We start from the raw sequence: 26,311 nt of genomic DNA on the forward strand, positions 1-26,311 counted from the left end.
GGGCGCAGCGCGTTCAGCCCGGACGCAGCGCGTTCAGTCCTCGCGGACGGCGACGGCCAGGAAGCGGGTGTCCTCGTCGACGTAGCCGACGAGCCGCCACCCCGCCTCCGCGAGCAGCGGGCGCAGCCGCGGCTCGGCGCGCAGGTCGTCCGGCGTGATCTGCCGGCCGTGACGGGCCGCCAGGGCCGCGCGCCCGATGGGGTGGAAGAGCGCGAGGCGGCCCCCGGGCCGTACCACCCGGGCGAGCTCCCGCAGATCGGCGAGGGGTTCGGCGAGGTGGGAGATGAGCCCGGCCCCGAACACGGCGTCGAGCGCGCCGTCGCGCACCGGGAGCCGTCCGACGTCGGCGAGCAGCAACGTGCCGCCGTCCGCCCCGCCTCGCCCGGCGCCGGCGGCCTGGTCGAGCATCTCGGGGGTGAGGTCGGCCCCGAGCACCGTGCCGGAGGGACCGACGGCGGTACGGAGCGGGGGAAGCGCACGCCCGGTACCGCAGCCGGCGTCGAGTACGGCGTCGCCGGGGCGCAGGCCGAGCTCGCTCACGGCGGCGGCGTACGCGGGGCCGTCGTCGGGGAACCGGCTGTCCCAGCCGGCGGCGCGGGCGCCGAAGAACTCTCGTACGCGTGTGGGGTCATCGCTCATGGCCTCATGATCCCGCACGGTTCCACACACGAAGGGGTGAACCTTCTGTGTGCACGTTCGAGCCCGGCCTGATCGTTCGGGACCATCTCTTTGTCATATTCCAGCAGCTTTCGAAATGCGCCCCCAGTGCGCCCCCTGATGCGCACTAGCGTCCCTGGGCCATGGGACACCTGGACCACGCCGCCTTCGGCTGGCTGACACCCGCGCTGTCGTACGCGATGGCCTGCATCGGCGCCGCCCTCGGGCTGCGCTGCACCGTTCGAGCCCTCGACGCGACCGGCCGGTCGCGTCGCAACTGGCTGATCACCGCCGCCTCCGCGATCGGCACCGGCATCTGGACGATGCACTTCGTCGCGATGCTCGGATTCGGCGTGACGGGCACCGACATCCGGTACGACGTCCCGCTCACCCTCCTCAGCCTCGTCGGCGCCATGGGCGTCGTCGGCGTCGGCGTCTTCGCCGTGGGCTACGGACGCGACCGGGTCCGCTCGCTCCTGATCGGCGGACTGACCACGGGGGTCGGCGTGGCGAGCATGCACTACCTGGGCATGGCCGCACTCCGGCTCCACGGCCAGGTGCGGTACGACCCGCTGCTCGTCGGGCTCTCCGTGCTCATCGCCGTCGTCGCCGCCACGGCCGCGCTCTGGGCGGCGCTGAACATCCACCGGCCGGCGGCCGTGGCCGTCGCCTCGCTCGTGATGGGCGCGGCCGTCAGCAGCATGCACTACACCGGGATGTTCGCCGTGCGGGTCGAGGTCGTCCCTTCGAGCGCCCCGCTCCCGGGAGCGTCGCTCATGCAGTTCATCTTCCCGCTCGCGGTCGGCCTCGGCTCGTACCTCTTCATCACCTCCGCCTTCGTGGCCCTCTCCCCGACCGCCCGGGAACGCGCCGCGTACGCCTCCGCCGGGCGCCTCACCGAACCCGACGAGCGCGCGGTCGACGTCGCGCCTCCCGGCTTCCGCGCCACGGAAGCGCCCCGCACGTCCCTGACCTGACCGACCCCCGACGGACGACCCACCGCACCAGAGACAGACGCAGCCGGAACGAGGAGGCCATGCGAACTCCCCGCAGGACCAAGGACACCGAGGCGGCCACGCCGCCACCGGTGGCCGCGCGCGGGCGGCGCGCACACGCGGGCCCGCCCGCCGACGAGCCGGGGGAGCCGACCCCCGACGCCTCCCGAACGGCCGACGGCTCCCGACGACCCGCCGAGGCCCCCGGATCGGCCCGGGCCTTCGGAACGGCCGAGGCCTCCGGCTCTGCCCGGTACTCCCGGGCCGACGAGCCGTCCCGGGCCTCCCGGGTCTCCCAGGGCTCCCAGGCCTCCCGGGCCTCCCAGAGCTCCCAGGCCTCCCAGGTCTCCCGGACCACCGGCCGCGCGGGTACCTCCCAGCCGGGCCGGACCGCACACGACGGCGCCGAGTCCTTCGCCGCCGCAGCCGACGGGACCGGGCCCTTCGGGCGGCCGCACGCGCCCGACGAGTTCCGCCTCGGCTCGGCGTTCCAGGGGCTGCGCCCCCGCACGGTCCGCGCCAAGATCGTCTCGCTCCTGATGGTGCCGGTCGTCTCGCTCCTCGCCCTCTGGGGCTTCGCCACGGTCACCACCGCGCAGGACGTCGCCAGGCTCCGCCAGCTCCAGCGTGTCGACGCCGAGATCCGCGAGCCCGTGACGGCGGCCCTCGGTGCCCTCCAGGCCGAGCGGCGCGCCGCCGTACGGCAGGTCGCGGCGCCCGGAGCCACCCGCTCCGCCGAACTCAAGGACCGGATCCGCCGGACGGACGAGGCCGTCGACCGGCTCCGCCTGGACGGCGCGCACACCGTCGGCGACACCGGCGACCTGCCCGACGACGTCGCCACCCGGGTGAGCACCTTCGTCGGGAAGGTCGAGGGCCTCGCCCGGCTCCGCACCGCCGCGACCGACGGCCGCGCCGACTGGGACCAGGTGTACGCGGAGTACACCGACACCATCACCGCCGCCTTCGCCGTCGGCGGTGCCCTCACCGGCATCCAGGACGCCCAACAGGGCTCCGACGCGCGCGTACTCCTCGAATTCGGCCGGGCCGGCGAGATGCTCTCCCGCGAGGACGCCCTCCTCACCTCCGCCCACCTCACCGGCCGGCTCACCGCGGACCGCCTCCGGGCGTTCTCCGGCGCCGTCGAGACCCGGCGCACCCTCACCGCGTCCGCCACCACCGACCTGCCCGCCGCCGCACGCGCCGACTGGGCCCGGCTCTCCACCGACGGCGACCAGGCCCGCCTCAACCGCGCGGAGGACCGGGTCAGCGCCGCCGACCCCGGCCGCCCGGCCGCACAGGCGGTCACGTCCGCCGAGTGGGACGACACCCTCGCCGCGGTACGAGGCGGGCTCACCGCGATCGAGACCGACGCGCGCGGTGCGGTCGCCGACCGCTCCGACCCCTTCGCCGGAGGCGCCCTCACCGCGGGCGGAGCGGCGGTCGCCCTCGGCCTCGCGGCCGTCGCCGCCTCGCTCGTCATCTCCGTACGGATCGGCCGCGGCCTCGTCGTCGAGCTCGTCAGCCTCCGCAACACCGCCCTCGGCATCGCACGCGGCAAACTCCCCGCCGCCATGCGCCGGCTCCGCGCCGGCGAGGAGATCGACGTCCTGGCCGAGGCCCCGCCGGGACCCGTCTCCCAGGACGAGGTCGGACAGGTCGGCGAGGCCCTCACCACCGTCCACCGCGCGGCGCTCTCCGCCGCCGTCGAACGCGCCGAGCTCGCCAGCGGCATCTCCGGCGTCTTCGTCAACCTCGCCCGCCGCAGCCAGGTCCTCGTCCACCGGCAGCTCAACCTCCTGGACAGCATGGAACGGCGGGCCGACGACCCCAACGAACTCGGCGACCTGTTCCGGCTCGACCACCTCACCACCCGCATGCGGCGCCACGCCGAGAGCCTGATCATCCTCTCCGGCGCCGCCCCGGGCCGCGCCTGGCGCATGCCCGTCCCGCTCACCAACGTGGTCCGCGCCGCCGTCTCCGAAATCGAGGACTACGCGCGCGTGGAGGTACGCCGACTCCCCGAGACAGCCGTCGTGGGCGGGGCCGTCGCCGACCTCACCCATCTCCTCGCCGAACTCATCGAGAACGCCGCCCAGTTCTCCCCACCCCACACCAAGGTGCGGGTCAGCGGCGAACCCGTCGGCAACGGCTACGCCCTGGAGATCGAGGACCGCGGGCTCGGCATGGGCAAGGAGACGCTCGCCGAGGCGAACGCCCGTATCGCCCAGTCCGAAGCCCTCGACCTCTTCGACAGCGACCGGCTCGGCCTCTTCGTGGTCAGCCGCCTCTCCTCGCGCCACGACATCAAGGTCCACCTGAGGACGTCTCCGTACGGGGGGACGACCGCTGTCGTACTGCTCCCGACCGACGTGCTCCAGGGCGCGCTGCCGTCCGGCCGCGGGCCGTCGGCGGGCGGCGGCGGCACCGACACGCCCCACGCGGGAACCCCGCGCGCGGGGCACCCCGGCCCGCACGAGGCGGGACGACCGGGTGGACCGGGCGCCGTCGACGCACCGCGCACCGGCGGCGAGCGTGCGGCGCGGGAGCACGAGGAGGCACAGCGCGCCGAAGCCCGCCGCTTCGCCCGGCCCCAGGTCCCGCACCCGGCCCCGAAGCCGGGCCCCGCCGCTCCGTCGGGCCCCGCCGCTCCGTCGGGCCCCGCGCTCACCGGGCGACCGGCCTCCCCCGCGGCCTCGGGACGCCCGGCCCCCCAGCCGTCACCGGGCGCGCGTCCCGGGAGCCCGCAGGCGGCGACGGAAGGAGCTCGCCCGTCGAGCCCGCCGCCCCCGCCGCCCGCCCGTCCGCAACCGCCGGCACGTCCGACCGTCGTGCCCGCGCTCACGGCACGACCGGAGCCCGGACCCGGCCCCGCTCCGGCACCGTCGGGCGTCACCGAGCTGCGCCGCCGCGGCCCCTCCGTACCACCGCCGTCCGCCCCGACGCCCGCTCGGGAACACGCGCCCGCGACGCCGACCGGCGAAGGGCCCGCCGGGCACGGTGAATCCGAGGGCGAACTGCCCCGACGCGTACGGCAGGCGAGCCTCGTGCCGCAGCTGCGGCAGGCACCGGCCCCGGAGCCGGTGCCCCTCCCCGCCGCACCCGGCACGGACGCACGCACGCCGGAGCGGGTCCGGGACCGCATGACGGCGTACCGGGACGGCTGGCAGCGGGGTGGTGGCGCGGCCCCGGGCGCCCGGCGCGCCCTCGGCACGGGCATCGGCACCGACACGGGCCGCGCCCCCGGCCGCGCCCCTCTCGAACCTCGCTCCGAAGGAGACGACGCATGATCGACCACGAGCGGATCTCGCACCACCGGTCCGGGGAACTGGACTGGCTCCTCGACGACCTCGTCATGCGGGTCCGCGAGGTCCGCCACACGGTGGTGCTCTCGAACGACGGGCTCGCCGTGGGCGCCTCCAGCGGACTCAGCCGTGAGGACGCCGAGCACCTGGCCGCCATCGCGTCCGGCTTCCACAGCCTCGCCAAGGGCGCCGGACGCCAGTTCCACACCGGCGGCGTCCGCCAGACGATGGTCGAGATGGACGACGGCTTCCTCTTCGTCGCCGCGGCGGGCGACGGCTCCTGCCTGGCCGTCCTCAGTTCCGTCAGCGCCGACATCGGCCTCATCGCCTACGAGATGGCCCGCCTGGTGAAGCGCGTCGGCGAGCACCTGCACACCCCGCCGCGGGTCACGGCGACCCCGCCTGCCACCGGCTGACCCGGAGAGACCCATGGACGACGACAGCAGCGGCCACGGCCCGTCCGTACCGGGGGGCCAGTGGTACGACGCCGAGGCCGGTCCGCTCGTACGCCCGTACGCGATGACCGGAGGACGGACCAAGCCGGGACCCAGCAACGTACGGTTCGACCTCATCGCGCTCGTCGTCGTGGACGACGAGCCGCCGGGACCGGCCGAGGAAGCACTCCTGGGTCCCGAGCACCGGTCCCTGCTCACCCTGTGCCGGGCCGAGACGCAGTCGGTGGCCGAACTCGCCGCCGACGCCGACCTGCCCGTCGGAGTCGTCCGGGTCCTCCTCGGCGACCTTCTCGAATCGGGCTTCGTGCGCGTCAGCCGGCCCGTCCCGCCCGCCCAACTCCCTGACGAAAGAATCCTGAGGGAAGTAATCGATGGCCTTCGAGCGCTCTGAGAGCAGCGGCCCCGGCGACGACGCGGACACCTCCGCGCTCGCCCTGAAGATCCTGGTCGCCGGCGGGTTCGGGGTGGGGAAGACCACCCTCGTCGGCGCGGTCAGCGAGATCCGGCCCCTGAGGACCGAGGAACAGCTCAGCAGTGCGGGCGAACTGGTCGACGACACCGGGGGCGTGGACCAGAAGACCACCACCACGGTCGCCATGGACTTCGGGCGCATCACCATCCGCTCCGGGCTCTCCCTGTACCTCTTCGGCACGCCTGGCCAGGACCGTTTCTGGTTCCTCTGGGACGAGTTGTCACAGGGCGCCCTCGGGGCCGTCGTCCTCGCCGACACCCGCCGCCTGGAGGACTGCTTCCCCGCGGTCGACTACTTCGAGCACCGGAAGATCCCGTTCGTGGTCGCGGTCAACTGCTTCACGGGCGCGCGTACCTACGGGGCGCACGACGTGTCCCGGGCGCTCGACCTGGACCGCGGGACACCCGTCGTGCTGTGTGACGCGCGCGACCGCGATTCGGGCAAGGAGGTGCTGATCCGGCTGGTCGAGTACGCGGGCAGGATGCACACCGCCCGGCTCCTGAACTCGGTCGGCTGACGGCCGCGGGGCGGCCGTGTCCGGAGCCGGCTCGGCGGAACTCGCGTCACCGCGGCACGCGCGGGCGTGGTGGAGTGCTTGCCCTGCCCACGACAGTGCGTAAGGCTTGCGGCGATACGCGGACCACGACGGTACGGACCACGAACGCCGACGGACCACCCGGTCCGGGCCGAGGGGCCGCACCGGCTAGGGGGAGGACCACTGATGGCGCTGGACAAGGAACTGGACTGGCTCCTGGACGACCTGACCCAGCGGGTCGGATTCATACGGCACGCGCTGGTCCTGTCGAACGACGGACTGGTCACGGGGGCGAGCAGCGGACTCGTCCGCGAGGACGCCGAGCACCTCGCGGCGGTCTCCTCGGGCCTGCACAGCCTCGCCCGTGGCTCCGGGCGGCACTTCCGGGCGGGCAGGGCACGGCAGACGATGGTGGAGTTCGACGACGCGCTGCTCTTCGTGACGGCGGCGGGCGAAGGCAGCTGCCTGTGCGTCCTGAGCTCGGCCGAGGCCGACGTCGGTCAGGTGGCGTACGAGATGACGCTGCTGGTCAACCGGGTCGGGGAGCACCTGGGCGTGGCGGTCCGACAGCCCGGGATCCCCGGCGGCGGCGCGGTCTGACGCTGCCTCGGGGCGGTTGTCCACAGGCCGTTGTCCACAGGCCGTGCGAGTGTCGTCACTCTGCGTTACGTTCTCTTCGTGGGTCCGTAAGGTCCCGCGAGCCCGAGACGCAACGAGCACAGGGGAGGGCCGCGTCATGGCGGTGGACGAAGGAGCGCGCACGGTCACACCGGGGCGGGCCGCGCAGGAACTGGAGCTGAGGCGCGACGAGTTCCGCCTCGCGGTCCAGCTCGGCCTGGTGAGGACGGTCACGGTCGGTGAGGGCGAGCGGCGGCGGATCGAGCGGAGCGAGCTCGACCGGCTCAGGGCCGCCCCGGACTTCCCCGCGGGCCTGCGCGAGCGGGTCCGCGCGGTCGGTACGGGGGAGGCGGCCGCCCTCCTCGGCATCACCGCCGACCGGTTCACCCGGCTCGCCCGGTCCGGACACCTCAGCCCGGTGCGGTTCTCCCTGAACCGCTATCGGGCGGTGGTGTGGATGTATCTGGCTTGGGAGGTCGTCGAGTTCGGCCTCACCTGTCCCGGCCTCCTCACCAGTCGGCTGCCGGTGGACCTCCGGGAGCGGCTCGCCGCGCACGAGGACCGGAGGCCCAGGAACTGGCGGGCGCGGCGGCTCGGCCTGCTGCTCCGGACCACCGAGGACCCGTGGGCGCGGGCCGCCGCCATCGCCTCGCTCCTCGACCCCGTCCAGCTCGCCGAGGTCGTCGACGACCCGTACGAGCGTGCGCACCTGGACCGGCTGAGGCCGCCACCGCCGCCCGGGATGCCGGTGTCGCCGCCCGGGCGCGAGGTCGCCGGACGACTGATGCTCGCCGACGATCCGGACGAGATCCTCTGGCACCGACTGAGTCTGGCCCTGGCTCTGGACGAGGCCCGCACGGACCGTCAGGCACCCCATCCGGGGGAGCCACGGGTGCCGGTGCCGGCTCGTTCCGGGGAGGTTCCCGCAGGGCACGTGCCGGTGCGCACGGGGTGGCGGCCGGTATCGGTCGACGCGGTGCCGTACGTCGGGGCGGTGCCCGTGCAGGCGCGGGTGCCGGCGCGGGCGCAGGTGCCGGTGGTGGCGGTCCGTGGAGCGCCGGTGACGGCCGGGCGGGCTGCGGGGCCCGGGGATCCCTCGGGGCGGAGGGTGCGGGCCAGGTTGCTCGATCGGCTCCGTCGGGGAAGGGCGTCGAGTGGGGTGCCTTCCCGGAGGCGGAGGCGTCCCGTGGGGTGGCCTTGACGCGACGCCTTGGCGCGAGGGATCTGACGCGAGGCTGTGATGCGAGGTTCTGACCTGAAGCTCTGACCTGAAGCTCTGACACGAAGCTCTGACACGAAGCTCTCACAGGGGGCTCTGACATGCGGTCGGGGCGGGGTGTGGGGAGGATGGGCCCATGCTGCTGGCGCGTGTGGCGGAAGTGTCCCGGGAGGTCGCCGCCGTCTCCGCGCGCTCGCGGAAGATCGCCCTGCTGGCCGAACTGTTCGCGGAGGCCGGGCCGCAGGAGAGCCCGCTCGTCATCGCGTATCTGTCCGGACGGCTGCCGCAGGGGCGGATCGGGGTCGGGTGGAGCGTCCTCAAGGAGGTCGTCCCGCCGACCGTGCCGCCCGCCGGCGGCCCCGGTCTCACGCTCGCCCGGGTCGACGAGGCGATGACCGAGCTCGCCGCCGTGTCCGGAGCCGGGGCGCGGGCCGAGCGCACGCGGCTCCTCCGCGATCTGATGGCGGCGGCGACCCTCGACGGACAGGAGCTGCTGCTGCGGTTGCTGTCGGGCGAGGTGCGCCAGGGGGCTCTCGACGCGGTCGCCCTGGAAGGTGTCGCCCGTGCCGCCGGGGTGCCGGCCGGAGAGCTCAGGCGCGCGGTGATGCTGGAGGGCTCCTTGCCTCCGGTCGCCCAGGCCGTGCTGGCCGGGGGAGCGGCGGCGCTGGAGCGGTTCACGCTGCGGGTCGGCAGCCCCGTTCAGCCGATGCTCGCGCATACGGCCGCCTCCGTCACCGAGGCGATCGCCGCCCTGGGGGCCTGCGCCGTCGAGGAGAAGCTGGACGGGATCCGCATCCAGGTGCACCGGCGGGGCGACGACGTCCGGGCGTACACCCGCTCGCTCGACGACATCACCGGCCGGCTTCCCGAGGTGGTGGCGAGCGCGCGTGCCGTCGCGGCCGACGCGTTCATCCTGGACGGGGAGATGATCGCCCTCGACCCGGGGACGGGGCGCCCCGTGTCCTTCCAGTCCATCGCCGGCCGCGTGGGCTCGCGCGCCGATGTGGCGGGTGCGCACGCCGCCCTTCCCCTGACCGCGGTGTTCTTCGACGTCCTCGCGGTGGAGGGCGAGGCGTTGATCGACCGGCCGGGCCCTGAGCGGCATGCCGTCCTCGCGCGGCTGCTGCCGGAGTCCCAGCGGGTCCGCCGCACCGTCGTCACCGATCCGGCGGACCCCGCGCAGACAGAGGCCGCCGAGCGGTTCTACGCGGACACCCTCGCCCGGGGACACGAGGGCGTGCTCGTCAAGGCGCTGGAGGCGCCCTACGCGGCCGGTCGCCGGGGGCGCAGCTGGCTGAAGGTGAAACCCGTCCACACCGTCGACCTGGTCGTGCTGGCCGTGGAACGCGGCCACGGCCGCAGAACCGGGCTGCTGTCCAACCTCCATCTCGGCGCACGGGCGGCCGACGGCGGCTTCGTGATGCTCGGCAAGACCTTCAAGGGGCTCACGGACGAGATGTTGCGCTGGCAGACCGAGCGGCTCGGGGAACTCGCCCTCTCGGACGACGGCTTCACCGTGCGCGTGAGGCCCGAGCTCGTCGTGGAGATCGCGTACGACGGACTCCAGGCCTCGACGCGCTACCCGGCGGGGATCACGCTCCGCTTCGCCCGGGTCGTGCGGCACCGCCCCGACAAGAGCGCCTCGGACGCCGACACCGTGGAGAGGATCACCGGCGGCACCTGACCACCGACGACGCCCCTCGCGGGGCGGGCCCCCGCGAGGGATGCTGGAGACGTGGCACGAGGAGCGCTCGTCACGAGGAGCGCGTGGCACACGAGCGGCTCGGCCGCGAGGAGATGAGCGACGTGTACGACAGGCACATCGACACCGACGTGATGGTGCAGCTCAACGACTGCTCCAAGGAGGACGCCCAGGCCGTCTTCGACGTGCTCGACCGGTTCTACCAGCTGGAGGACACGGCGACGCCGATCCCCGAGGGGGCCACCGGGCCGACTCCCACCGTCTGGACCGCCACGTTCGACACTGCCGGCGGGCGGCACGAGGAAGCGGGGCCCACGCGTCTGACCGCCCCGGTCGGAGCCACGCTCAGCGGTGGTTACCGCGCGGTCGACGACGTCGAGAAGGTGCTGGCCGCGGGCTTCGACATCCAGTCCATGCAGGCCGTCTCCGGTGACCAGGAGACCGAGGCCCGACTGCTGCTCGCGTCCCGCTGACGGGACGCCCCAGGCTCCGGGCGGCGCGGACGGGCGCCGCCCGGGGCTCTCGTGTGCTCATGAGCAGGGGTCCGTGATCGCGCAGACGGTCGCGCCCGTCGCCGCGCCCGTCGCCCCGTTCCTCGTCGCGCCCGTGTTCGCGCCCGTGATCGTGCATCCCTGATCGGGTGGGTGGACCCCGCCGACAGTCCCCGTATACACCGTGTGTAGAGTGCCTTCCGGCCTTGCGCACCGCCTGACCAGCGGTGATGGCCGTACCGAAGACATTCACGGGGAAAGCGGGTTCACCATGTTCCGATCCAGGCCTGGCCGAAAGAGGACGGTGACCGCCCTCCTCGCCGCGGCGTCACTGATGCTGACGCTGGGGGCCTGTGGAGTCGACCCGATCACGCCGCAGGACGCACGGGAAGACGCCGGGTCGGACGACAAGGCGGGCCAGGGGGCCCGCCGCGTGGACTGCGCCGAGGTGAAGTGCATAGCCCTGACCTTCGACGCCGGGCCGGGCAAGGACACGCCCCACCTCCTCGACGTCCTGAAGGAGGAGAAGGTGCCCGCCACCTTCTTCCTCCTCGGCAGCAAGCACGTCGACCGCTACCCCGACGTGGTCAGGCGCATCGCCGACGAGGGGCACGAGGTGGCGAACCACACCTGGTCGCACCGGATCCTGACCGACCTCGACGAGTCCGAGGTCCGGGAGGAGCTGTCCCGCACCCAGGACGCGATAGAGAAGATCACCGGCCGGAAGCCGACCCTCATGCGCCCGCCGCAGGGGCGCACCGACGGCACGGTCTCCGACGTCAGCCGCGAGCTCGGGCTCGCCCAGGTCCTGTGGAGCATCACGGCCAAGGACTACTCCACCACCGACTCGGCGCTCATACGGCAGCGCGTCCTGGAGAACGCGCACCGTGACGGGATCATCCTGCTCCACGACATCTACGACGGGACCGTGCCGGCCGTGCCGTCGATCATCGCCGAGCTCAAGCGGCGCGGCTTCACGTTCGTGACGGTGCCGGAGCTCCTCGCCCCCGGCAGGGCCGAGCCGGGCGAGGTCTACCGGCCCGAGAAGGACTGACGGGACCTGCCGAAACCGGGTGAGGTGACTCACATCGCCCACCCGGGAACCCTCGGAACATTCGGGAAAGGTTTACCGTTCATACGTATGTGACTGCGAAGGGGCCCGGTCCCCAAGGTCCCCCCCCATGTGGTGACCGCTCTTCGCCGGTCACGGCGATCGGCCCCGGTTGGAATCCCCCGTCCAACCGGGGCTTCGTCGTTCCCTGGCGTTCCCTTCGCCCCACCGTTCCCTTCGCCCCACCGTTCCCTTCGCCTCACCGTTTCTCTTCGCCCGACCGTTCCCCTTCGCTCGTCCGCCCCCTCCCGCACGGCACATGAACGGCGTGTGAGGGGCGCGCACCCCGGCGCGTTCGACCCGTTCGAGTGAGCCTCGGCATGGTGGCCCCGCCCTCGGGCAGTGATCTTCCAGAGCCGGCGAAGACGATCACCCGCCGGGCCCCGACCAGGGACGATCGAAGGGGGGACCCATGGTCCGCACCAGCTCCCGTGCCCGCCGCGCACTCCTCGCGGCGACCGCCTCGCTCCTTCTCGCGGGCTGCGCCACGGTCGGCCCCGGTGGACCCGCGCACCGGGGGCCTCCGGCGAGCAGGGCGGCCCAGGACGCGCTGCTCAAAGCGGCGGAGAACCGATTGGTGACGGACTGCCTCGACGCCCGGGGGCTCACCCTGACGGCCCGGCCCCGCGCCCCTGACCAGGACCGTGTCTTCCAGGCGGCGCTCTTCGGCGAGGGGCCCCGCGAGCTCTCCGTCACCCTCGCCACGGGCGCCACCGTCACCGCGAACGACGACGGGTGCCTCGCCACCGCCCGCCACCGGCTCTACGGCGACCAGCGCCGCTGGTTCCGGGCCCAGGTCACCGTCGACAACCTCCGCGCCGAGGCGCAGGCCCGGATGCGCGCCGACCCCGACCACCGAGCGGCGCTCGCCCGCTGGACCCGGTGCGCGAGCCCGCCCGGCCGGCCCCGCCCGGACCGTCCCGACCCCGCCGTGGCCGCCCGCTGTGCCCGGGAGACCGGACTCGACGACGTCCGCGCGCGACTTGAGGCCGCCGAGCTGGCCACGGTGCGCACCCTGCGCCGCGACGAGCTCACCACCTACCGGCAGCTGCGCGACCGCGCACTGCGGCGGGCAGTCGAACTGTCCGCCTCCACCCATCCACAGAAAGGCCCCACTCCCTCGTGAAGCGACTCATCGCCACCTCCGCCGCCGCACTCCTCGCCGTCACCGCCGGCGTCGCCCTCGCCACCGCCGCCCGAGCCGCCGAATGCCCCTCCGGCGAGTTCTGCGTCTGGCAGGACTCGAACTTCGGCGGCCAGCGCGCCAACTGGAGCGGGGACGACGGCTGGTGGGAGAGCTGGATCGCCGACACCGACTCCTCCTGGGCGAACCACGGCATCTCGGGCCCAGGCATCAAGGACCACGTCAAGGTCTACGAGAACGCCTGGCAGGGCGGCAGCATGACCATCTGTCTCGCCCCCGGTCAGGAGGTCGGATACAACGGCGCCGCCAACGACCGCGGCGACTCCCACATCTGGTCGACCGGCTGCTGATCCCCTGTCAGCCGCGGGGCAGGGCGCCGGTCGGATGACGGAGGGCCGAGGCCAGCATCAGACCGGCGCCCCGGACGACGCTGGTGGACGGGTCGCTCGCCAGGCGGAGCCGGGCGCGCAGCAGCTGGGCGAGGCGCCCCGTCACGTCGAGCCGCAGGGCGCCGCCGCCCGTCACCAGGACGCCCCGGCGCAGCGCACCGCGGACGGCGCCGGTCCGGTCGTGCCGCCACATGTCGCTCACCATGTCGGCGGTCGTCGCGGCGATGGCGTCCGGCGCACTCCCCGACCCAGGGAGGTCGTCGAGGCCCACCTCGGCCAGCCGGGCGTCCTCGACCAGGCCGTCGACCACGAGGGTGACCTCCGTCAGCTGGGCGCCGAGGTCGACGACGAGCAGCGGGCCACCGCCGGACGGAGCGGCGTAGGCGGCGGCCGCGCGGGCGCTGTCCACGGCCATGACCCGTACCGGGCCCAGACCGTCCACGATCCGCTTCGCGACGGCCCGCTCCTCCGGTCCGGCGAGCACCGGATGGGTCAGCATCACGACGGTGTCGTGTCCACCGTCCCCCGGGGCGGAGGCCGCCAGGCGCCGGAGCAGACGGAGCTGGGAGTCGGCGTCGGTCACCCGGCCGCGCCGTACCGGACCGCTCGGCACGTCCGCGAAGACCCCCGCTCCCGGTGCCCAGGCGCGGGTGCGGGAGCTGCCGATGTCGAGGGCGATCCCGCGCACCGGCCGCCGCGCGCCACGGCCGGCCCCTGCTGCTCCGAACGTTCCCATCGCTACCGTCCATTTCCTGCGAACCCGCTGATTGCGAGGTTGATCTGGCCCTCACTATGCAATATCCGTGACGGTGACGCCATGGTGCTTGGGGATCGAAGGACTCGGCCGCTGAGGGTGGGTCAGTCCCGGGCTCCGAGCCAGAGGTCGGGGCCGAACACCTCGTAGTGGATGTCGGCGGCGGCCGTACCCCGGCCGAGGAGGTCGCCGCGGACCGCGCGCAGGAACGGGAGCGGGCCGCAGAGGTACGCGGTGGTGCCGGCCGGCAGGTCGACGAGCGTGAGGTCCGCGCGGCCCGGCCGGGCGCCCGAGTCGCCCGGCTCCTCGTACCAGAGGTGCAGCGTCCCCTGCGGAAGGGCGTCCACGAGGCGCCGCAGCTCCGTGGCGTGCGCGTGGGACTCGGGGGAGCGGTCGGCGTGCACCACGACGACCGGGCGCGCCGATCCCGTGGCGGCCAGGTGGTCGAGCATCGCCAGCATCGGAGTGCTGCCGATTCCGGCGGAGGCGAGGAGGAGGGGGCCGTCGCCCTCGGGCAGGACCAGGTCGCCGAACGGGGCCGACACCTCCACGGTGTCGCCGGCGCGGCCGCGGGCGTGCAGCCAGGAGGAGACCTCGCCCGCCGGGTCGCCGTCGACCCGCTTCACCGTGATCCGCCACTGCGGGCGCCCGGGCGCGGCGGACAGGCTGTACTGGCGGATCTGCCGGGCGCCGTCGGGCAGGGAGACCCGGACGCTGACGTACTGGCCCGGTCGGAACGGGGTGGTCGGGGTCCCGTCGGCGGGGCGCAGGACGAAGGACACCGTGTCGGCGGTCTCCTCGCGACGCTCGGTGATCTCCATGGACCGCCAGATCTGGCCCTCGGGGACGCCGGTCTCCTGGTAGAGGCGTGCCTCCACGGCGATGAGCGCGTTCGCCATCAGCCAGTAGACCTCGTCCCAGGCCTGCGCGACCTCGGGGGTCACGGCGTCGCCGAGGACCTCCACGATGGCGGCGAAGAGGTGCTCGTGCACGGTCTTGTACTGCTCGGAGGTGACGCCGAGCGAGGCGTGCTTGTGCGCGATGCGGGACAGCATGGCGTCGGGGCGGCTGTCCGGCTTGTCGAGCAGGGCGGCGGCGAAGGCGGCTATCGAGCCGGCGAGCGCCTGGCGCTGCTCGCCGTTGGCCTGGTTGCCCCGGTTGAAGAGGTCGCGCAGCAGTTCGGGGTGGGCGGCGAAGAGGCGCCCGTAGAAGCGCTCGGTGATCTCGTCGAGGGCGCCGCCGACGGCGGGCAGAGTGGCGCGGACGACCGGGACGGCCTGCTCGGACAGCATGAGAACTCGCAATCTGGTAGATGATCTTCGTATTTAAAGGTGTGCGGCGGGTGCGCGGATGCCCCCGAAGGGGCAGGCGCGGTCAGGGGGAGTGCGGGGGGCGCGGGTCGAGGGTCAGGAGCAGCGGACCGGTCGGCGAGGACACGAGGTCCGCCACGGTCAGTGGGTCGAGCGCGCGGTAGAAGGCCTCCTGGGCCTCGCGCAGCGCCCCGCGCAGCCGACAGGCGGTGCGCAGCGGGCACGGTGGATCGCCCTCACAGGCGACGACCTCCTCCTCGCCCTCCAGGGTCCTGGCCAGCCAGCCCACCGAAGAGCGGCGCCCCGGTTCCGTCAGGGCGAGCCCGCCGCCGCGGCCGCGCCGCGCCTCGATCACGCCGAGGTGCTGGAGCCGGGTCACCACCTTCGCCATGTGGGCGTAGGGCACGTCCATCGACTCCGCCACCTCGCGGGTGGTGACGGACTCCTCCGGTGCGGTGACCGCCAGGCGCATCACGGCACGGAGCGCCAGGTCGGTGAACTTCGTCAGCCTCACGAGCCGACCGTATCAAAGAGGTATCTCGTGTGCGTATTAAGGGGGTGGTGCTTCGCGTCGCCGTCGATGGCGGCGCCACAGCCACCAGCCGCCGGTGAGGAGGCAGCTGGCCGCGAGGATGATCCCGGCCACCGGCAACTGGCCGCCGGCGATCCGGGTGTCCGTGGCGGCGACCACGAGCAGGCCGGCCAGCGGGAGCACCATCGATCCCAGCGCGCGCAGCCCCGCCGCGGCCATGGCGGCGTCGAGGCGGACACGGCGGGGCGGGGCCAGGTCCCGCGAACCGACGTAGAAGACGGTGGCGCGGTCCATCAGCCGTGTCGTGGCCCGGTTGTACGAGACGGCCATGTAGGGCAGCCAGACGAGGGGCGCCACCAGGCCCACCAGGAACACGCAGGCCACGAGCACCCACTGTCCCACCCGCACGAGTCGGCTCGGGGAGACGTCGTCGGGCGTGAGCAGCCCGAGGAGCTTCGCCATGCGCATGATCAGGTCCCACAGCGTGGCCGTCCGTCCCCGTCCGGCCTGGGTGCGGGGCCTGGGGGAGCGCGTGTCCAAAGCGGCCATGGCCTGCGCGGTGTCTTCGTACACCCCTTGCAGGACGAGCAGTTCGGCGGCCCGCTCCGGATCCGCGGGATCCCGTCCCTCGGCGGCGGCGAGTTCGAGCACCGTACGCACCTGGGAGAGGAGTGCGCCGCAGAACGCGAGGGGGATGAAGAGGAGGAACGGGCCTCCGACGAAGGCGCCTTCCGTGACGACCCGGCGGCGTCCGCGGCCGGCGATGAGGGACCGCAGAGTCGCCGGGTCTGCGTCGGGATGGGCGGCGCGGAGGCGTTCGACGGCGGGCCCGGCTCCCGGCCCGAGGTGGCGCAGCGCGAAGGAGGCGAGCGCCTCCGGGAGCCTCGTGGGTTCCGCCGCGACCTCTCGCAGCAGGGAACCCGTGAGCCCGGCATCGCGCCCGCCCGTCTCCGGGCTCGCCGCCCGCCGCCTCCGGTGTCTCAGGACAGGACCTTGGCCTTGGCCTTCTCGAACTCCTCGGCTGTGATGGCACCGCTCTGCTTGAGATCGGCGAGCCGGGCCAGTTCTTCGGTGGCGCTGCCGCCGCCCTGCGGTCCCGCGGCCTTGCGGATGTAGTCCTGGAACGCGGCCTCGCTCTCCTTGGCCTGCTTGACGTCCCGCCGGCTCATGCCCTTGCCGCGGGCGATGACGTAGACCAGCACGCCGAGGTAGGGGAGCAGGATGCAGAAGATCAGCCAGCCCGCCTTGGCCCAGCCGTTGAGTTCGTGGTCCCGGAAGATGTCGGTGATCACCTTGAACAGCAGGAAGAGCCACATGATCCAGAGGAAGAACCACATCATGGTCCAGAACACGTTGAGGAGGGGATAGTCGTCCATTCCTGCACACTCCGTTCCCGCGCGGGCCGAGGTGGGCCCGGCGTTGGAGTGAGTCTCACCCAGCCCCCGCGCGCCCGCACTTCGTGGCGACTGCGCGTGCGAACCCCGCGGCGCCGTGTTCGGATGGAGGCCGCGGACCGTCGCCGGAGCCGGGCCCTGTGCGCCCGCGCGGGCGGAGCTGCGGCCCCGCCCCGTCAGGTGGTGCGCAGGGCGGTCAGGGCGCGGTCCGCGTGGGCGCTCATCCGCAGTTCGCTGCGGACCACCTCGCGGACCCGCCGGTCCTGGCCGATCACGAAGGTGACCCGCTTCGTGGGCGCCAGCGAGAACCCGCGCTTCACGCCGAACCGCTCCCGTATGGCGCCGTCCGGGTCGGACAGCAGCGGGTAGCCGAGCGAGTGCCGCTCGGCGAACTCCTGCTGCCGCTCCACCGCGTCGGAGCTGATGCCGACCGGCGTCGCCCCCACGGCGCGGAACTCGGACGCGAGGTCACGGAAGTGACAGGCCTCGGCGGTGCAGCCCGGCGTGAGGGCCGCCGGGTAGAAGAAGAGGACGACCGGGCCCTCGGCGAGCAGACCGGTCAGCGAGCGAGGGGTGCCCGTCTCGTCCGGAAGGGTGAAGTCCTCGACGAGGTCACCGATGTTCATTTCAGGCCCGCCCCGATCCGTCCCGGTGGTGCCACCGGCGCCTCCGGTGACCGGCCGGTGACGTTACCGCACGGTAGAACCGGCGTCACCCCCGGTGTGCCGCCTCCGGGGCCATGGCCCGCGCGGCGGCGCGCCGGTCGAGCACCGCGAGCGCCCGCGCGCCCCAGCGGAGGTTCTCCTCCTCGAAGAACCGGCCCCGCATCAGCGTGAGGTACGGTCCGACGCGCTCCGCCTCGACCAGGTACGTTTCCTCGTCCCGTCCGGCGAGCATCCACTCCCGCAGCCGGTCGTAGCGGGCCAGTTTCGCGCGCGCCGTCTCCATGCGCCGGGCCACGAAATCGCGGACGGCCGTGGTGTCGCCCTCGTCGCAGGCCTGCACCTGGACCATCAGTTCGTCGCGGACGGCGCTCGGACGCGGCGGCGTCGCCGTGTAGGCGACCAGATCCTTCCTGCCCGGCTCCGTCAGGCTGAACATCCGCTTGTTGGGGCGCCGTTCCTGCTCCACGACACGGGCCGTGATCAGACCGGCCTCCGCGAGCCGCTCCAGCTCGCGGTAGAGCTGCTGGGGGGTGGCGGCCCAGAAGTTGGCGACGGACACGTCGAAGATCTTGGCCAGGTCGTATCCGGAGGCCTCGCCCTCCAGGAGAGCTGCGAGGACGGCGTGCTTGAGGGACATCCGGACACGCTAGCAGCACGTTGAATAGTTTCCTTCGCACCTATTCAACCGATCCGGCACCCGCGGCGCCGGCCCACCGGAGGCCCGACGGTTCCGGCTTCGGTCGACCGGAGGCCCGACGGTTCCGGCATCGGTCGACCGGAGGCACGACGGTCCTGGCATCGGCGAGCGCCGGACGGCGGCCCTTCGCTGGCACGTCCGTCGGGCGACTGCCTAGGCTGGAGAGGGGCAGGCCGCGGGGGAGAGCAGATCCGAGGGGCAGCGCGATGGACAGCGACACGTTCGTCTACACCACCTACATCAGGACCACCCCCGAGGAGCTGTGGCAGGCGCTCACCGAGCCGGAGCTGACCCGCCGCTACTGGGGTGTGTCCTTCGAGACGACGTGGACCCCGGGGGCCTCGATGGTCTGGGACGAGGCCGGCCGCAGGACCGTGGACGCGGACCAGGTGGTCCTGGAGGCCAGGCCCGGTCGTCTCCTCTCGTACACCTGGCACACCTTCACCCCGGACTGGGCGGACGCGGTGCGCCTCGAACGGGAGGTGTACGAGCGCCTCGTCCGCGAGCGCAGGTCCCGGGTGACCTTCGTGATCGACCCCTCGGGCGACACGGTCAAGCTCACCGTCACCCACGCCGACCTGGAGCCCGACGGCCTCATGAAGGGCATGATCGCCGAGGGCTGGCCGGCGCTGATCTCCAGCCTCAAGTCCCTGCTGGAGACCGGAGAGGAGCTTCCGGAGCCCGCCCGCTGACCCATTCGAGTCGTCTCGCCCCCCACTCCGCCGCCACGCCCGGCGCCTTGATCATCTTTTCGTCCTCTCATCCGTTTTGATGCTGGGGTCGGCGACGTCCGCCGGTGCCGCCGCATGAAGGGGAGGGGTCCGACGTGTCGTCACGCCGCTACGCACGAGGGTGGGGGGCGCTCTCCCTGGCCGTCGGAGCCGTCCTCGTCGGCACCGCGGCCCAGTCACCGGACCGGGACTCCCTACGGGAGCAGCGGACCGCCACGCCCCAGGGCGTCGGCGCCGTCGTGTCGGTGGACGGCTGCGCCGCCGACCGTCTGTGCTCCTCCCCGCCGCACGCGATCGCGCTCGAAGGCGACCGCGTACTGACGGGCCGGCCGTTCACGCTCGGCCCGAAGTCCACCGGAGCCGTGGAACTCGTGCTCCGCACCCCCGGCGTACTCGCCGACGTCAACGTCACCGACCAGCGCGGCCGGCGGATCGCCGGCACGCAGAGCGCGGACCACACCCGGTGGACCAGCGCCGCACCCCTGCCGGCCGGGGCCCGCTACGCGGCCCGGCTCGTCGTCGACGGCGCGCGGCCCGGCACCCCGCGTCGCGCCCGACTCGACTTCCGGACCGCGCCTGCGCCGGCCGGGGAGCGGCTCACCGTCACCTTCGGCCCGGAGCACGGAGGCACCTACGGGGTGGGCCGGCCCGTCACCGCCGAGCTCAGCCTCCCCGTCCCGGAGGACGCCCCCGACGCCCGCCGCGCGGTGGAAAGGGCGCTCGACGTGCGGGTGGAGCCCCATGTCGAGGGCGCCTGGCACTGGGTGGACGACAGCACGCTCCACTACCGGCCCCGCACGTACTGGCCGGCCCGCGCCACGGTCCGCGTGCACAGCGGTCTCGACGGCGCGCGCATCGGCGCGGGCCTCCACGGCGGCCCCTCGCGCCCGCTCACCTTCACCACCGGAGCCCGGATCGAGGCCGTCACCGACGTCGTCGCCCACGAGATGAGCGTGTTCCGCGACGGGCAACTCCTGCGGGTCCTCCCGGTCACCACCGGCAAGGCCGGGTACCGCACCAGGAGCGGCATCAAGGTCGTCCTCGGCAAGGAGCCGATGGTCCGGATGCGCGGCGACTCCATCGGCATCACCAAGGGCAGCAAGGAGTTCTACGACCTCAAGGTCCGTTGGGCCACCCGGGTGACCTGGAGCGGGGAGTACCTGCACGCCGCGCCCTGGTCGCTGGACTCCCAGGGCAGCGAGGACGTCAGCCACGGGTGCACGGGGATGAGCACCGAGGACGCCGCCTGGCTCTTCGGCACCGTTCGCGAGGGCGATCTCGTACGGGTCGTCCACGGGTACGGACAGCCGATGACGCCCTTCGACAACGGCTTCGGCGACTGGAACCTCGGCTGGCCCGAGTGGCTCAGGGGCAGCGCCCTCGCTTCGGCCGCCACCGGCGCCGCCGGCTCGGGAGCGCGGTCCGCCGCGGGAGCCCTGCGCCCCACGCTCTGACGCCGAGCGGTCAGCGGCCGGGTTCCGTCCCGGTCGGCTCCGTCGCCGTCCGTTCCGGCCCCGTCCGTTCCGTCTCGTCCTCCGGCGCGGGTGCCGGGCTCGTGGGGACGGGTTCACCGAGGCTCACCCGGGGGCGTCGCTGGAGCCCGGCGCCCACGAGCACGCCCAGGGCGATCGACGCCACCGTGATCACCATCGTCACCAGGCTGTCGAGTCCGCCCGCCGTGTCCCCCTGCACGATGATCTCCGAGACGCTCGTCAGGCCGACGGCACCGGGCACCAGCAGCCAGAAGCACGGCAGGAACACGACCTGGTCCGGCGTGTGCGAGCGCCGCTCGATCCAGGTGGCCATCGGCGGCAGCAGCATGCCCGCCGCGAACGCGCCGAAGGTCGGGCCGGCGAACTCCGAGGCCACCGACTGCACCAGGCGCTCGACGAGCAGCGCGCCGAGGAGCCAGCCGGTGACGCGCGGCGGGGCGGAGAAGTACAGCAGGAAGCCGAAGCCGAGCAGCAGCACCCCGGCCCAGGGGGCCCAGGCGCCGAGCTGCCCGGACGCGGGACCGCCCGGCGGGCGGGCCCGCAGGAGTTCGGTGCCGACCAGGATGCCGAGGGCCAGGAGCAGCAGGACGTTCACGGCTCCGGCGAGCCGCGCGATGCCCGACAGGGCCGCTCCGGTGGCGAGTTCGATGGCGCCGAGGGTCAGCGCGGCACCCGGCAGGAACGCGATCAGCGGCGGGATGTACAGGACGGTGGGGTTCTCGTGCAGGAGCGGCCCGGCCCAGCGCAGCGAGACCGCCGTGACCAGGATCGCGGCGATCACCGGCAGCGCCGTGCGGACGGCCGGGAGCCGGTCGCCGAAGAGCCTCAGCAGGCCGACGCCCAGGCCGAGCACCGCGTACCCGATGACGGCCGGGACGGTCGCGTGCCGCATCGCGCCGAGGCCGACGGTGAGGAGCACGTATCCGAGGACGGTGGCCGCCGGGCTGAACCGCTCGGGCCGGTCCCTGACCTCCCGCAGGGTGCGCCGTGCCTCCTCGAAGGGCACCTCGCGCGCCCGCATCCGCTCGACCAGCGTCTGCAGCGCCTCCACCTGGTCGAGGCGGAGGGCGGGACCGTCGACCGGGGCGAAGTCCATCTCGCCGCCCCGCCCGTCGGGGCCGCCGCCGACCCGTACGAAGAGGCCCGTGGGGACCACGAAGGAGCGCATCCGCATCCCGTAGCGGGCCGCCACGTCATGGAGCACCCGCTCCACCTCGGCGGTCCGCTCCCCGGCGCGCAGCAGTTCGGCACCGAGCTCGCACAGCAACGCGGCCAGGTCCCGGAGCCGTTCGCGTCCCGCGCTCTCCGCCTCCGGCACGGTGACGATGTCCCCGCCGCGCCGGCGGGGACGCAGCGCGGCGACGCGGCGGGCGAGGGCGCGCACATCAAGGCGGGACAAAAGGCGCATTCGGGAAAACTAGCAGGGCGGTACCGCCACCGCCGTCCTGCCGCCCGCACACGCAGCCGTCGTCGAGCGCACCCGCCACGGCACCCCCGGCGGTGCGCCCGTCACGGACCCGGCCGGACGCGCCCGCCCCAAGGCGCACCCCGCCGGTCGCGCCTACACCCGCCCGCCGCCCGGTGTGTCCGCCGAGAGCCGCTGTGCCGCGTAGATGGGGATCACCGAGAGCAGGACGAGCGCCGCCGCCACCACGTTCACCACGGGGGCCTGCTGAGGACGAGTCATGTTGTTGAAGATCCACACCGGCAGCGTCTCCACCCCCGGCCCCGCGGTGAACGTCGTCACCACGATCTCGTCGAAGGACAGCGCGAACGCGAGCAGACCGCCCGCCAGCAGCGCCGAGCGCAGCAGCGGGAAGGTGATGTCCCAGAAGACGCGGAACGTGTGCGCCCCCAGGTCCATCGCCGCCTCCTCGTACGAGCCGGGCAGCCGACGCAGCCGCGCCACCACGTTGTTGAAGACGACGACGATGCAGAAGGTGGCGTGGCCCACGACGACCGTGAACATGCCGAGTCCCACGCCGAGGGGTTCCAGGACCGTCCCGAAGGCGGAGTTGAGCGCGATGCCCGTGACGATGCCGGGCAGCGCGATCGGCAGCACCACCGCGAAGGAGACGGCCTCGCGCCCGAAGAAGGAGTACCGCTGCACCGCGAAGGCGATGAGCGTGCCGAGCACGAGCGCCACCGCCGTCGCCGCGAGACCTGCCCGGACCGAGGTCCACAGTGCCGCCCGGGCGCCCTCGTTGTCCCAGGCGGCCGCCCACCAGTCGAGCGTGAGTCCCGGCGGCGGCCAGCTCGCCGAGCGGTCCGGGTTGAGCGAGCCGAGCAGGACGAGCAGCAGCGGCAGGTAGATCGCCGCGAAGCCGAGGCCGGCGGCGGTGCGCAGCGCGATCCGCGCGGGACGGGAGAGGTTCATCGGTCGCGGTCCTTCCGGCCGGTCACAGGCTGCGCAGCGCACCGGAGCGCCGCACCGCGAGCAGGTACACCACGATGACGGCGACCGGCACGGTGCCGAGCGCGGCCGCCAGCGGCAGGTTCAGGGTGACGTTGGAGTAGACGAGGTTGCCGATCAGCTGGGTCTTGCCGCCGACGATCTGCACCGTGATGTAGTCGCCGAGACTGAGGGAGAAGGTGAAGACGGAGCCCGCGGCCACCGCGGGCCACGCCAGCGGCAGCACGACGGAGACGAACGTCCGCCAGGACCTCGCCCCGAGGTCCGCCGAGGCGTGCAGCAGGCTGTCGGGGAGCTGGGCGAGCGCGGTGTGGATCGGCAGCACCATGTACGGCAGCCAGAGGTACGTCAGGACGAGCACGGTCGCCGTGAGCCCGTACCCGGGGCCGCTGAGACCGAACGGCCGCAGCGCCCAGTCCAGCGGTCCCCCTTCGGAGAGGATCAGCCGCCACGCGTACACCTTCACGAGGTAGCCCGCCCACAGCGGCATCAGCATCGCCACCACGAAGAGCGGCCGGCGGCGCGGATGCGCCACCCGAGCGGTGTAGAAGGCGAGCGGGAAGGCGATGACGGCGCAGAGCGCGGTCACGGCGACGGCGACGCCGACGGTGCGCAGGGCGACCGTGCGGTAGACGGGGGAGCTGACGAGTTCCTCGAAGTTCTGCCCGGTCCAGATCCGCACGACCTCGGACGTGAAGGTGTCGGTGGACCAGAACGCGGAGAGGAACAGGGCCGCGAGGGAGCCGAGATAGGCGAGGACCAGCCAGAGCAGCGGGGCGGTGAGCAGGGCCGCGAGCCGCAGCCGGGGCCGCCGGTGCAGGGCCCCGGCGAGCCGCCGGACGGCGTCCCGCCCCGGGCCGGCGGCTCGCTTCGCGGACTCGGGGGAGAGACCGGGGGAGAGTGCGGTCATGGCGCCGGGGTCAGCCCTTGATCTCGGTCCAGGCCTGGACCCACTTGGCGTACGGCACGCAGCGCGTGTCCGTCCGGCCGTCCAGGCACTGCTCGATGGGCGTGGTCCAGAAGTGGACCCGCTTCCAGTACGTCTCGTCGGCGGCGTGGAAGACGGCGCAGTGGTTCTTGTCGGCCGTCTCGGCGCAGGACTTCGCGTTCGCGGGGGCCTCGCCGAAGTACTCGGCGACCTGCGCGTTGGTCTTCGGCGAGACGATCCAGTCGAGCCACTTGTAGGCGCACGTGGGGTGCTTGGCCTTCGCCGATACCATCCAGGTGTCGGACCAGCCGGTCGAGCCCTCCTTCGGCAGGACGGCCTCGACCTTTCCGCCCTCGGCCTTGGTGAGGTTGGCGATCACCTGCCAGCTGGTGCCGACGACCGAGTCACCGCTCTTGAAGGCGGAGATCTCCTTCAGGTAGTCGCTCCAGTACTCGCCGATGTGCGCGTTCTGCTCCTTGAGGAGGCCCACGGCGGCGTCGAACTGCTTCGCGTCGAGGGCGTAGGGGTTCTCGATGCCGAGCTCGGGCTGGGTGGCCTTGAGGTACAGGGCCGCGTCGGCGAGGTAGATCGGGGAGTCGTACGCGGTGACCTTGCCGCTGTGCGCCGAGGCCTTGTCGAAGACGGCGGACCAGGAGTCGGGCGCCGGCTTCACCTTCTCGGTGTCGTACATGAGGAGGTTGGCGCCCCGGCCGTGCGGGACGCCGTAGGCGACGCCCTTCACGGAGTTCCACTCCTTGTTCTTGAGCCCGGCGAAGACGTCGGCGTAGTTCGGGACGAGCGAGGTGTTCACGGGCGCGGCGTCGCCGGAGGCGATCAGCCGGAGGGAGGCGTCACCGGAGGCGGAGACGGCGTCGTAGGCGCCGGTCTTCATCAGCGAGACCATCTCGTCGGAGGTCGCGGCGGTCTTGGCGTTGACCTGACATCCGGTCTGCTTCTCGAAGGCGCTGACCCAGTCGACCTTCGGGTCGTTGGAACCGTCCTCGACGTATCCGGCCCAGGCGATCAGATTGACCTCGCCCTCGGCCTCGCCGAGGGCGGTCGGCGCCTTGAGGTCGGGCGGGTTGAGTCCGCCGGACTTCCCGGAACCCGCCGGGTCGGCCGATCCGCAGGCGGTCACGAGGAGCAGCCCGGAGAGGGCGGCTGCGGTCAGGAGGGAGCGGTGCGGGCGCACGTGGTTCTCCATTGCGTGAGGAGGGGGACGGAAGCGGTGGTCAGGGGGTCTCGGGGACCCGCACGGCGTGGCTCGGGTGCCATTGGAGGCCGATCCGGGCGCCCCGGAAGGCGGCGAGGTCGGCGGACGAGGTCTCCAGGTTCTGCTGGAGGGCGGTGAGCCGTCCGCCGCCGTCGAGGTCGACCAGGAAGCGGGTGGCGTCGCCCAGGTAGACGACCTCGGCGACCGTGCCGGCGGCGGTGGCGTGCCCGGGGTCGCCGGGGGCCTTGAGGTCGGAGAGGATCCGGATCTTCTCCGGACGGATGCTGTACGTGCCGGGGGCCCCGACCACCCGTCGTGCGGTGTCTCCGCTCAGCAGGTTGGAGGTGCCGACGAAGCCGGCGACGAACGGGCTCGCGGGGCGCTCGTAGATCTCGGCGGGGGCGGCGACCTGTTCGATCCGGCCCTGGTGGAAGACGGCGATCCGGTCGCTCATCGTGAGGGCCTCCTCCTGGTCGTGGGTGACGAACACGAACGTGATGCCGACCTCGCGCTGGATCGCCTTGAGTTCGACCTGCATCCGCTCGCGGAGCTTGAGGTCGAGCGCGCCGAGGGGTTCGTCGAGGAGGAGCACACGGGGGCGTCCGACGAGGGCGCGGGCCAGGGCGACCCGCTGGCGCTGCCCGCCGGAGAGCTCGGCGGGCCGGCGCCGGCCGAGACCGTCGAGGCCGACCTGGGCGAGGGCGGCCCGGGCGCGCACCAGGCGCTCCGCGCGGGGCACGCCGCGGACCTTGAGGCCGTAGGCGACGTTCTGCTCGACCGTCATGTGCGGGAAGAGCGCGTAGTCCTGGAAGACGGTGTGCACGTCCCGCTCGAAGGGGGCGAGCCGGGTGACGTCGCGTCCGGCCAGCTCGACGGTGCCGGCGGTGGGTGTCTCGAAGCCCGCGATCATCCGCAGCACGGTGGTCTTCCCGGAGCCCGAGGGGCCGAGCATCGAGAAGAACTCGCCGTCGGCGATCTCCAGGTCCACCCCGGCCACGGCCTCGGTCCGGCCGTAGGTCTTGCGCAGTCCCGTCAGCCGGATCGCCATTCCCTCCATGGGCGGGAACCTTTCTGGTGCGGTGGAGCGT

Annotated in this window: 27 protein-coding genes; 14 read left to right on the top strand and 13 right to left on the bottom strand. The window is 73.4% G+C overall.

From position 1 onward, the window contains the following. Positions 1–33: 33 nt before the first annotated feature. Complete coding sequence (locus tag ABTY59_RS14550; protein ID WP_352019267.1) at positions 34–639, bottom strand: class I SAM-dependent methyltransferase; 606 nt, start codon at positions 637–639, stop codon at positions 34–36. A 161-nt stretch (positions 640–800) separates the two neighbouring features. Between ABTY59_RS14550 and ABTY59_RS14555 the strand changes: the two genes are divergently transcribed. From ABTY59_RS14555 to ABTY59_RS14610, 12 genes are all read left to right on the top strand, one after another. Beyond that, complete coding sequence (locus ABTY59_RS14555; RefSeq protein WP_352019268.1) at positions 801–1,634, top strand: MHYT domain-containing protein; 834 nt, start codon at positions 801–803, stop codon at positions 1,632–1,634. 59 nt (positions 1,635–1,693) lie between these two features. Then, the gene (locus ABTY59_RS14560; RefSeq protein WP_502995368.1) at positions 1,694–4,942 is read left to right on the top strand and encodes a sensor histidine kinase; all 3,249 of its coding nucleotides are present in this window, start codon (positions 1,694–1,696) and stop codon (positions 4,940–4,942) included. After that, a complete protein-coding gene (locus tag ABTY59_RS14565) occupies positions 4,939–5,373 on the top strand; it encodes a roadblock/LC7 domain-containing protein (RefSeq protein WP_352019269.1) in 435 nt (144 codons plus the stop codon). Before ABTY59_RS14560 ends, ABTY59_RS14565 begins: the two co-directional genes overlap by 4 nt. Before the next feature lie 13 nt (positions 5,374–5,386). Continuing rightward, the gene (locus ABTY59_RS14570; RefSeq protein WP_352019270.1) at positions 5,387–5,803 is read left to right on the top strand and encodes a DUF742 domain-containing protein; all 417 of its coding nucleotides are present in this window, start codon (positions 5,387–5,389) and stop codon (positions 5,801–5,803) included. Then, positions 5,784–6,401, top strand: coding sequence for a GTP-binding protein (locus tag ABTY59_RS14575; RefSeq protein ID WP_352019271.1), 618 nt, complete (start codon positions 5,784–5,786; stop codon positions 6,399–6,401). The genes ABTY59_RS14570 and ABTY59_RS14575 overlap by 20 nt, the downstream gene beginning before the upstream one ends. Before the next feature lie 204 nt (positions 6,402–6,605). Further along, positions 6,606–7,019, top strand: coding sequence for a roadblock/LC7 domain-containing protein (locus ABTY59_RS14580; protein WP_352019272.1), 414 nt, complete (start codon positions 6,606–6,608; stop codon positions 7,017–7,019). Between the two features lie 136 nt (positions 7,020–7,155). Then, positions 7,156–8,238, top strand: a complete 1,083-nt coding sequence (locus tag ABTY59_RS14585) for a DUF6397 family protein (protein ID WP_352019273.1) — start codon at positions 7,156–7,158, stop codon at positions 8,236–8,238. Between the two features lie 154 nt (positions 8,239–8,392). Then, a complete protein-coding gene (locus tag ABTY59_RS14590; RefSeq protein WP_352019274.1) occupies positions 8,393–9,940 on the top strand; it encodes an ATP-dependent DNA ligase in 1,548 nt (515 codons plus the stop codon). A gap of 83 nt (positions 9,941–10,023) precedes the next feature. Beyond that, a complete protein-coding gene (locus ABTY59_RS14595) occupies positions 10,024–10,431 on the top strand; it encodes a hypothetical protein (RefSeq protein ID WP_352019275.1) in 408 nt (135 codons plus the stop codon). A gap of 289 nt (positions 10,432–10,720) precedes the next feature. Then, positions 10,721–11,503, top strand: a complete 783-nt coding sequence (locus tag ABTY59_RS14600; RefSeq protein ID WP_352019276.1) for a polysaccharide deacetylase family protein — start codon at positions 10,721–10,723, stop codon at positions 11,501–11,503. A gap of 469 nt (positions 11,504–11,972) precedes the next feature. Then, positions 11,973–12,686, top strand: a complete 714-nt coding sequence (locus ABTY59_RS14605; protein ID WP_352019277.1) for a hypothetical protein — start codon at positions 11,973–11,975, stop codon at positions 12,684–12,686. After that, the gene (locus ABTY59_RS14610; RefSeq protein WP_352019278.1) at positions 12,683–13,054 is read left to right on the top strand and encodes a peptidase inhibitor family I36 protein; all 372 of its coding nucleotides are present in this window, start codon (positions 12,683–12,685) and stop codon (positions 13,052–13,054) included. The genes ABTY59_RS14605 and ABTY59_RS14610 overlap by 4 nt, the downstream gene beginning before the upstream one ends. A 7-nt stretch (positions 13,055–13,061) precedes the next feature. Here the strand turns inward: ABTY59_RS14610 and ABTY59_RS14615 are convergent, their stop codons facing one another. From ABTY59_RS14615 to ABTY59_RS14645, 7 genes are all read right to left on the bottom strand, one after another. Beyond that, positions 13,062–13,829, bottom strand: a complete 768-nt coding sequence (locus ABTY59_RS14615; protein ID WP_352019279.1) for a rod shape-determining protein MreC — start codon at positions 13,827–13,829, stop codon at positions 13,062–13,064. Between the two features lie 122 nt (positions 13,830–13,951). Beyond that, entirely contained in the window at positions 13,952–15,139 is a 1,188-nt protein-coding gene (locus ABTY59_RS14620) for a globin domain-containing protein (protein WP_352019280.1), read from the bottom strand. An 82-nt stretch (positions 15,140–15,221) separates the two neighbouring features. Further along, positions 15,222–15,671 carry an RrF2 family transcriptional regulator gene (locus ABTY59_RS14625; protein WP_352019281.1) on the bottom strand — a complete coding sequence of 150 codons (450 nt, stop codon included), beginning with the start codon at positions 15,669–15,671 and terminating at the stop codon, positions 15,222–15,224. A 36-nt stretch (positions 15,672–15,707) separates the two neighbouring features. Continuing rightward, entirely contained in the window at positions 15,708–16,340 is a 633-nt protein-coding gene (locus tag ABTY59_RS14630; RefSeq protein ID WP_352019282.1) for a hypothetical protein, read from the bottom strand. 329 nt (positions 16,341–16,669) lie between these two features. Beyond that, positions 16,670–17,065 (bottom strand): SHOCT domain-containing protein, encoded by a 396-nt coding sequence (locus ABTY59_RS14635; RefSeq protein WP_352019283.1) that lies wholly within the window; start codon positions 17,063–17,065, stop codon positions 16,670–16,672. Between the two features lie 194 nt (positions 17,066–17,259). Then, entirely contained in the window at positions 17,260–17,709 is a 450-nt protein-coding gene (locus ABTY59_RS14640; RefSeq protein ID WP_352019284.1) for a peroxiredoxin, read from the bottom strand. 85 nt (positions 17,710–17,794) lie between these two features. Beyond that, positions 17,795–18,385 carry a PadR family transcriptional regulator gene (locus ABTY59_RS14645; RefSeq protein WP_352019285.1) on the bottom strand — a complete coding sequence of 197 codons (591 nt, stop codon included), beginning with the start codon at positions 18,383–18,385 and terminating at the stop codon, positions 17,795–17,797. 266 nt (positions 18,386–18,651) lie between these two features. On the opposite strand from ABTY59_RS14645, the gene ABTY59_RS14650 reads away from it, so the two are divergent. Both ABTY59_RS14650 and ABTY59_RS14655 read left to right on the top strand, forming a co-directional pair. Continuing rightward, positions 18,652–19,137, top strand: a complete 486-nt coding sequence (locus ABTY59_RS14650; RefSeq protein ID WP_352019286.1) for an SRPBCC family protein — start codon at positions 18,652–18,654, stop codon at positions 19,135–19,137. 134 nt (positions 19,138–19,271) lie between these two features. Beyond that, the gene (locus ABTY59_RS14655) at positions 19,272–20,630 is read left to right on the top strand and encodes a L,D-transpeptidase (protein ID WP_352019287.1); all 1,359 of its coding nucleotides are present in this window, start codon (positions 19,272–19,274) and stop codon (positions 20,628–20,630) included. Between the two features lie 10 nt (positions 20,631–20,640). Here ABTY59_RS14655 and ABTY59_RS14660 read toward each other — a convergent pair whose 3' ends face one another. From ABTY59_RS14660 to ABTY59_RS14680, 5 genes are all read right to left on the bottom strand, one after another. Continuing rightward, on the bottom strand, positions 20,641–22,077 hold the full coding sequence (locus ABTY59_RS14660; protein ID WP_352019288.1) for a threonine/serine exporter family protein: 1,437 nt from the start codon (positions 22,075–22,077) through the stop codon (positions 20,641–20,643). A 153-nt stretch (positions 22,078–22,230) separates the two neighbouring features. After that, on the bottom strand, positions 22,231–23,046 hold the full coding sequence (locus ABTY59_RS14665; protein ID WP_352019289.1) for an ABC transporter permease: 816 nt from the start codon (positions 23,044–23,046) through the stop codon (positions 22,231–22,233). Between the two features lie 22 nt (positions 23,047–23,068). Next, positions 23,069–23,992 carry an ABC transporter permease gene (locus ABTY59_RS14670; protein WP_352019290.1) on the bottom strand — a complete coding sequence of 308 codons (924 nt, stop codon included), beginning with the start codon at positions 23,990–23,992 and terminating at the stop codon, positions 23,069–23,071. Positions 23,993–24,002: 10 nt separating this feature from the next. Beyond that, a complete protein-coding gene (locus ABTY59_RS14675; RefSeq protein ID WP_352019291.1) occupies positions 24,003–25,214 on the bottom strand; it encodes an ABC transporter substrate-binding protein in 1,212 nt (403 codons plus the stop codon). 28 nt (positions 25,215–25,242) lie between these two features. After that, the gene (locus ABTY59_RS14680; RefSeq protein WP_352019292.1) at positions 25,243–26,280 is read right to left on the bottom strand and encodes an ABC transporter ATP-binding protein; all 1,038 of its coding nucleotides are present in this window, start codon (positions 26,278–26,280) and stop codon (positions 25,243–25,245) included. Positions 26,281–26,311 lie beyond the last annotated feature (31 nt).

It is taken from the genome of Streptomyces sp. NPDC096079, assembly GCF_040303145.1.
Taxonomy (GTDB): Bacteria; Actinomycetota; Actinomycetes; order Streptomycetales; family Streptomycetaceae; genus Streptomyces.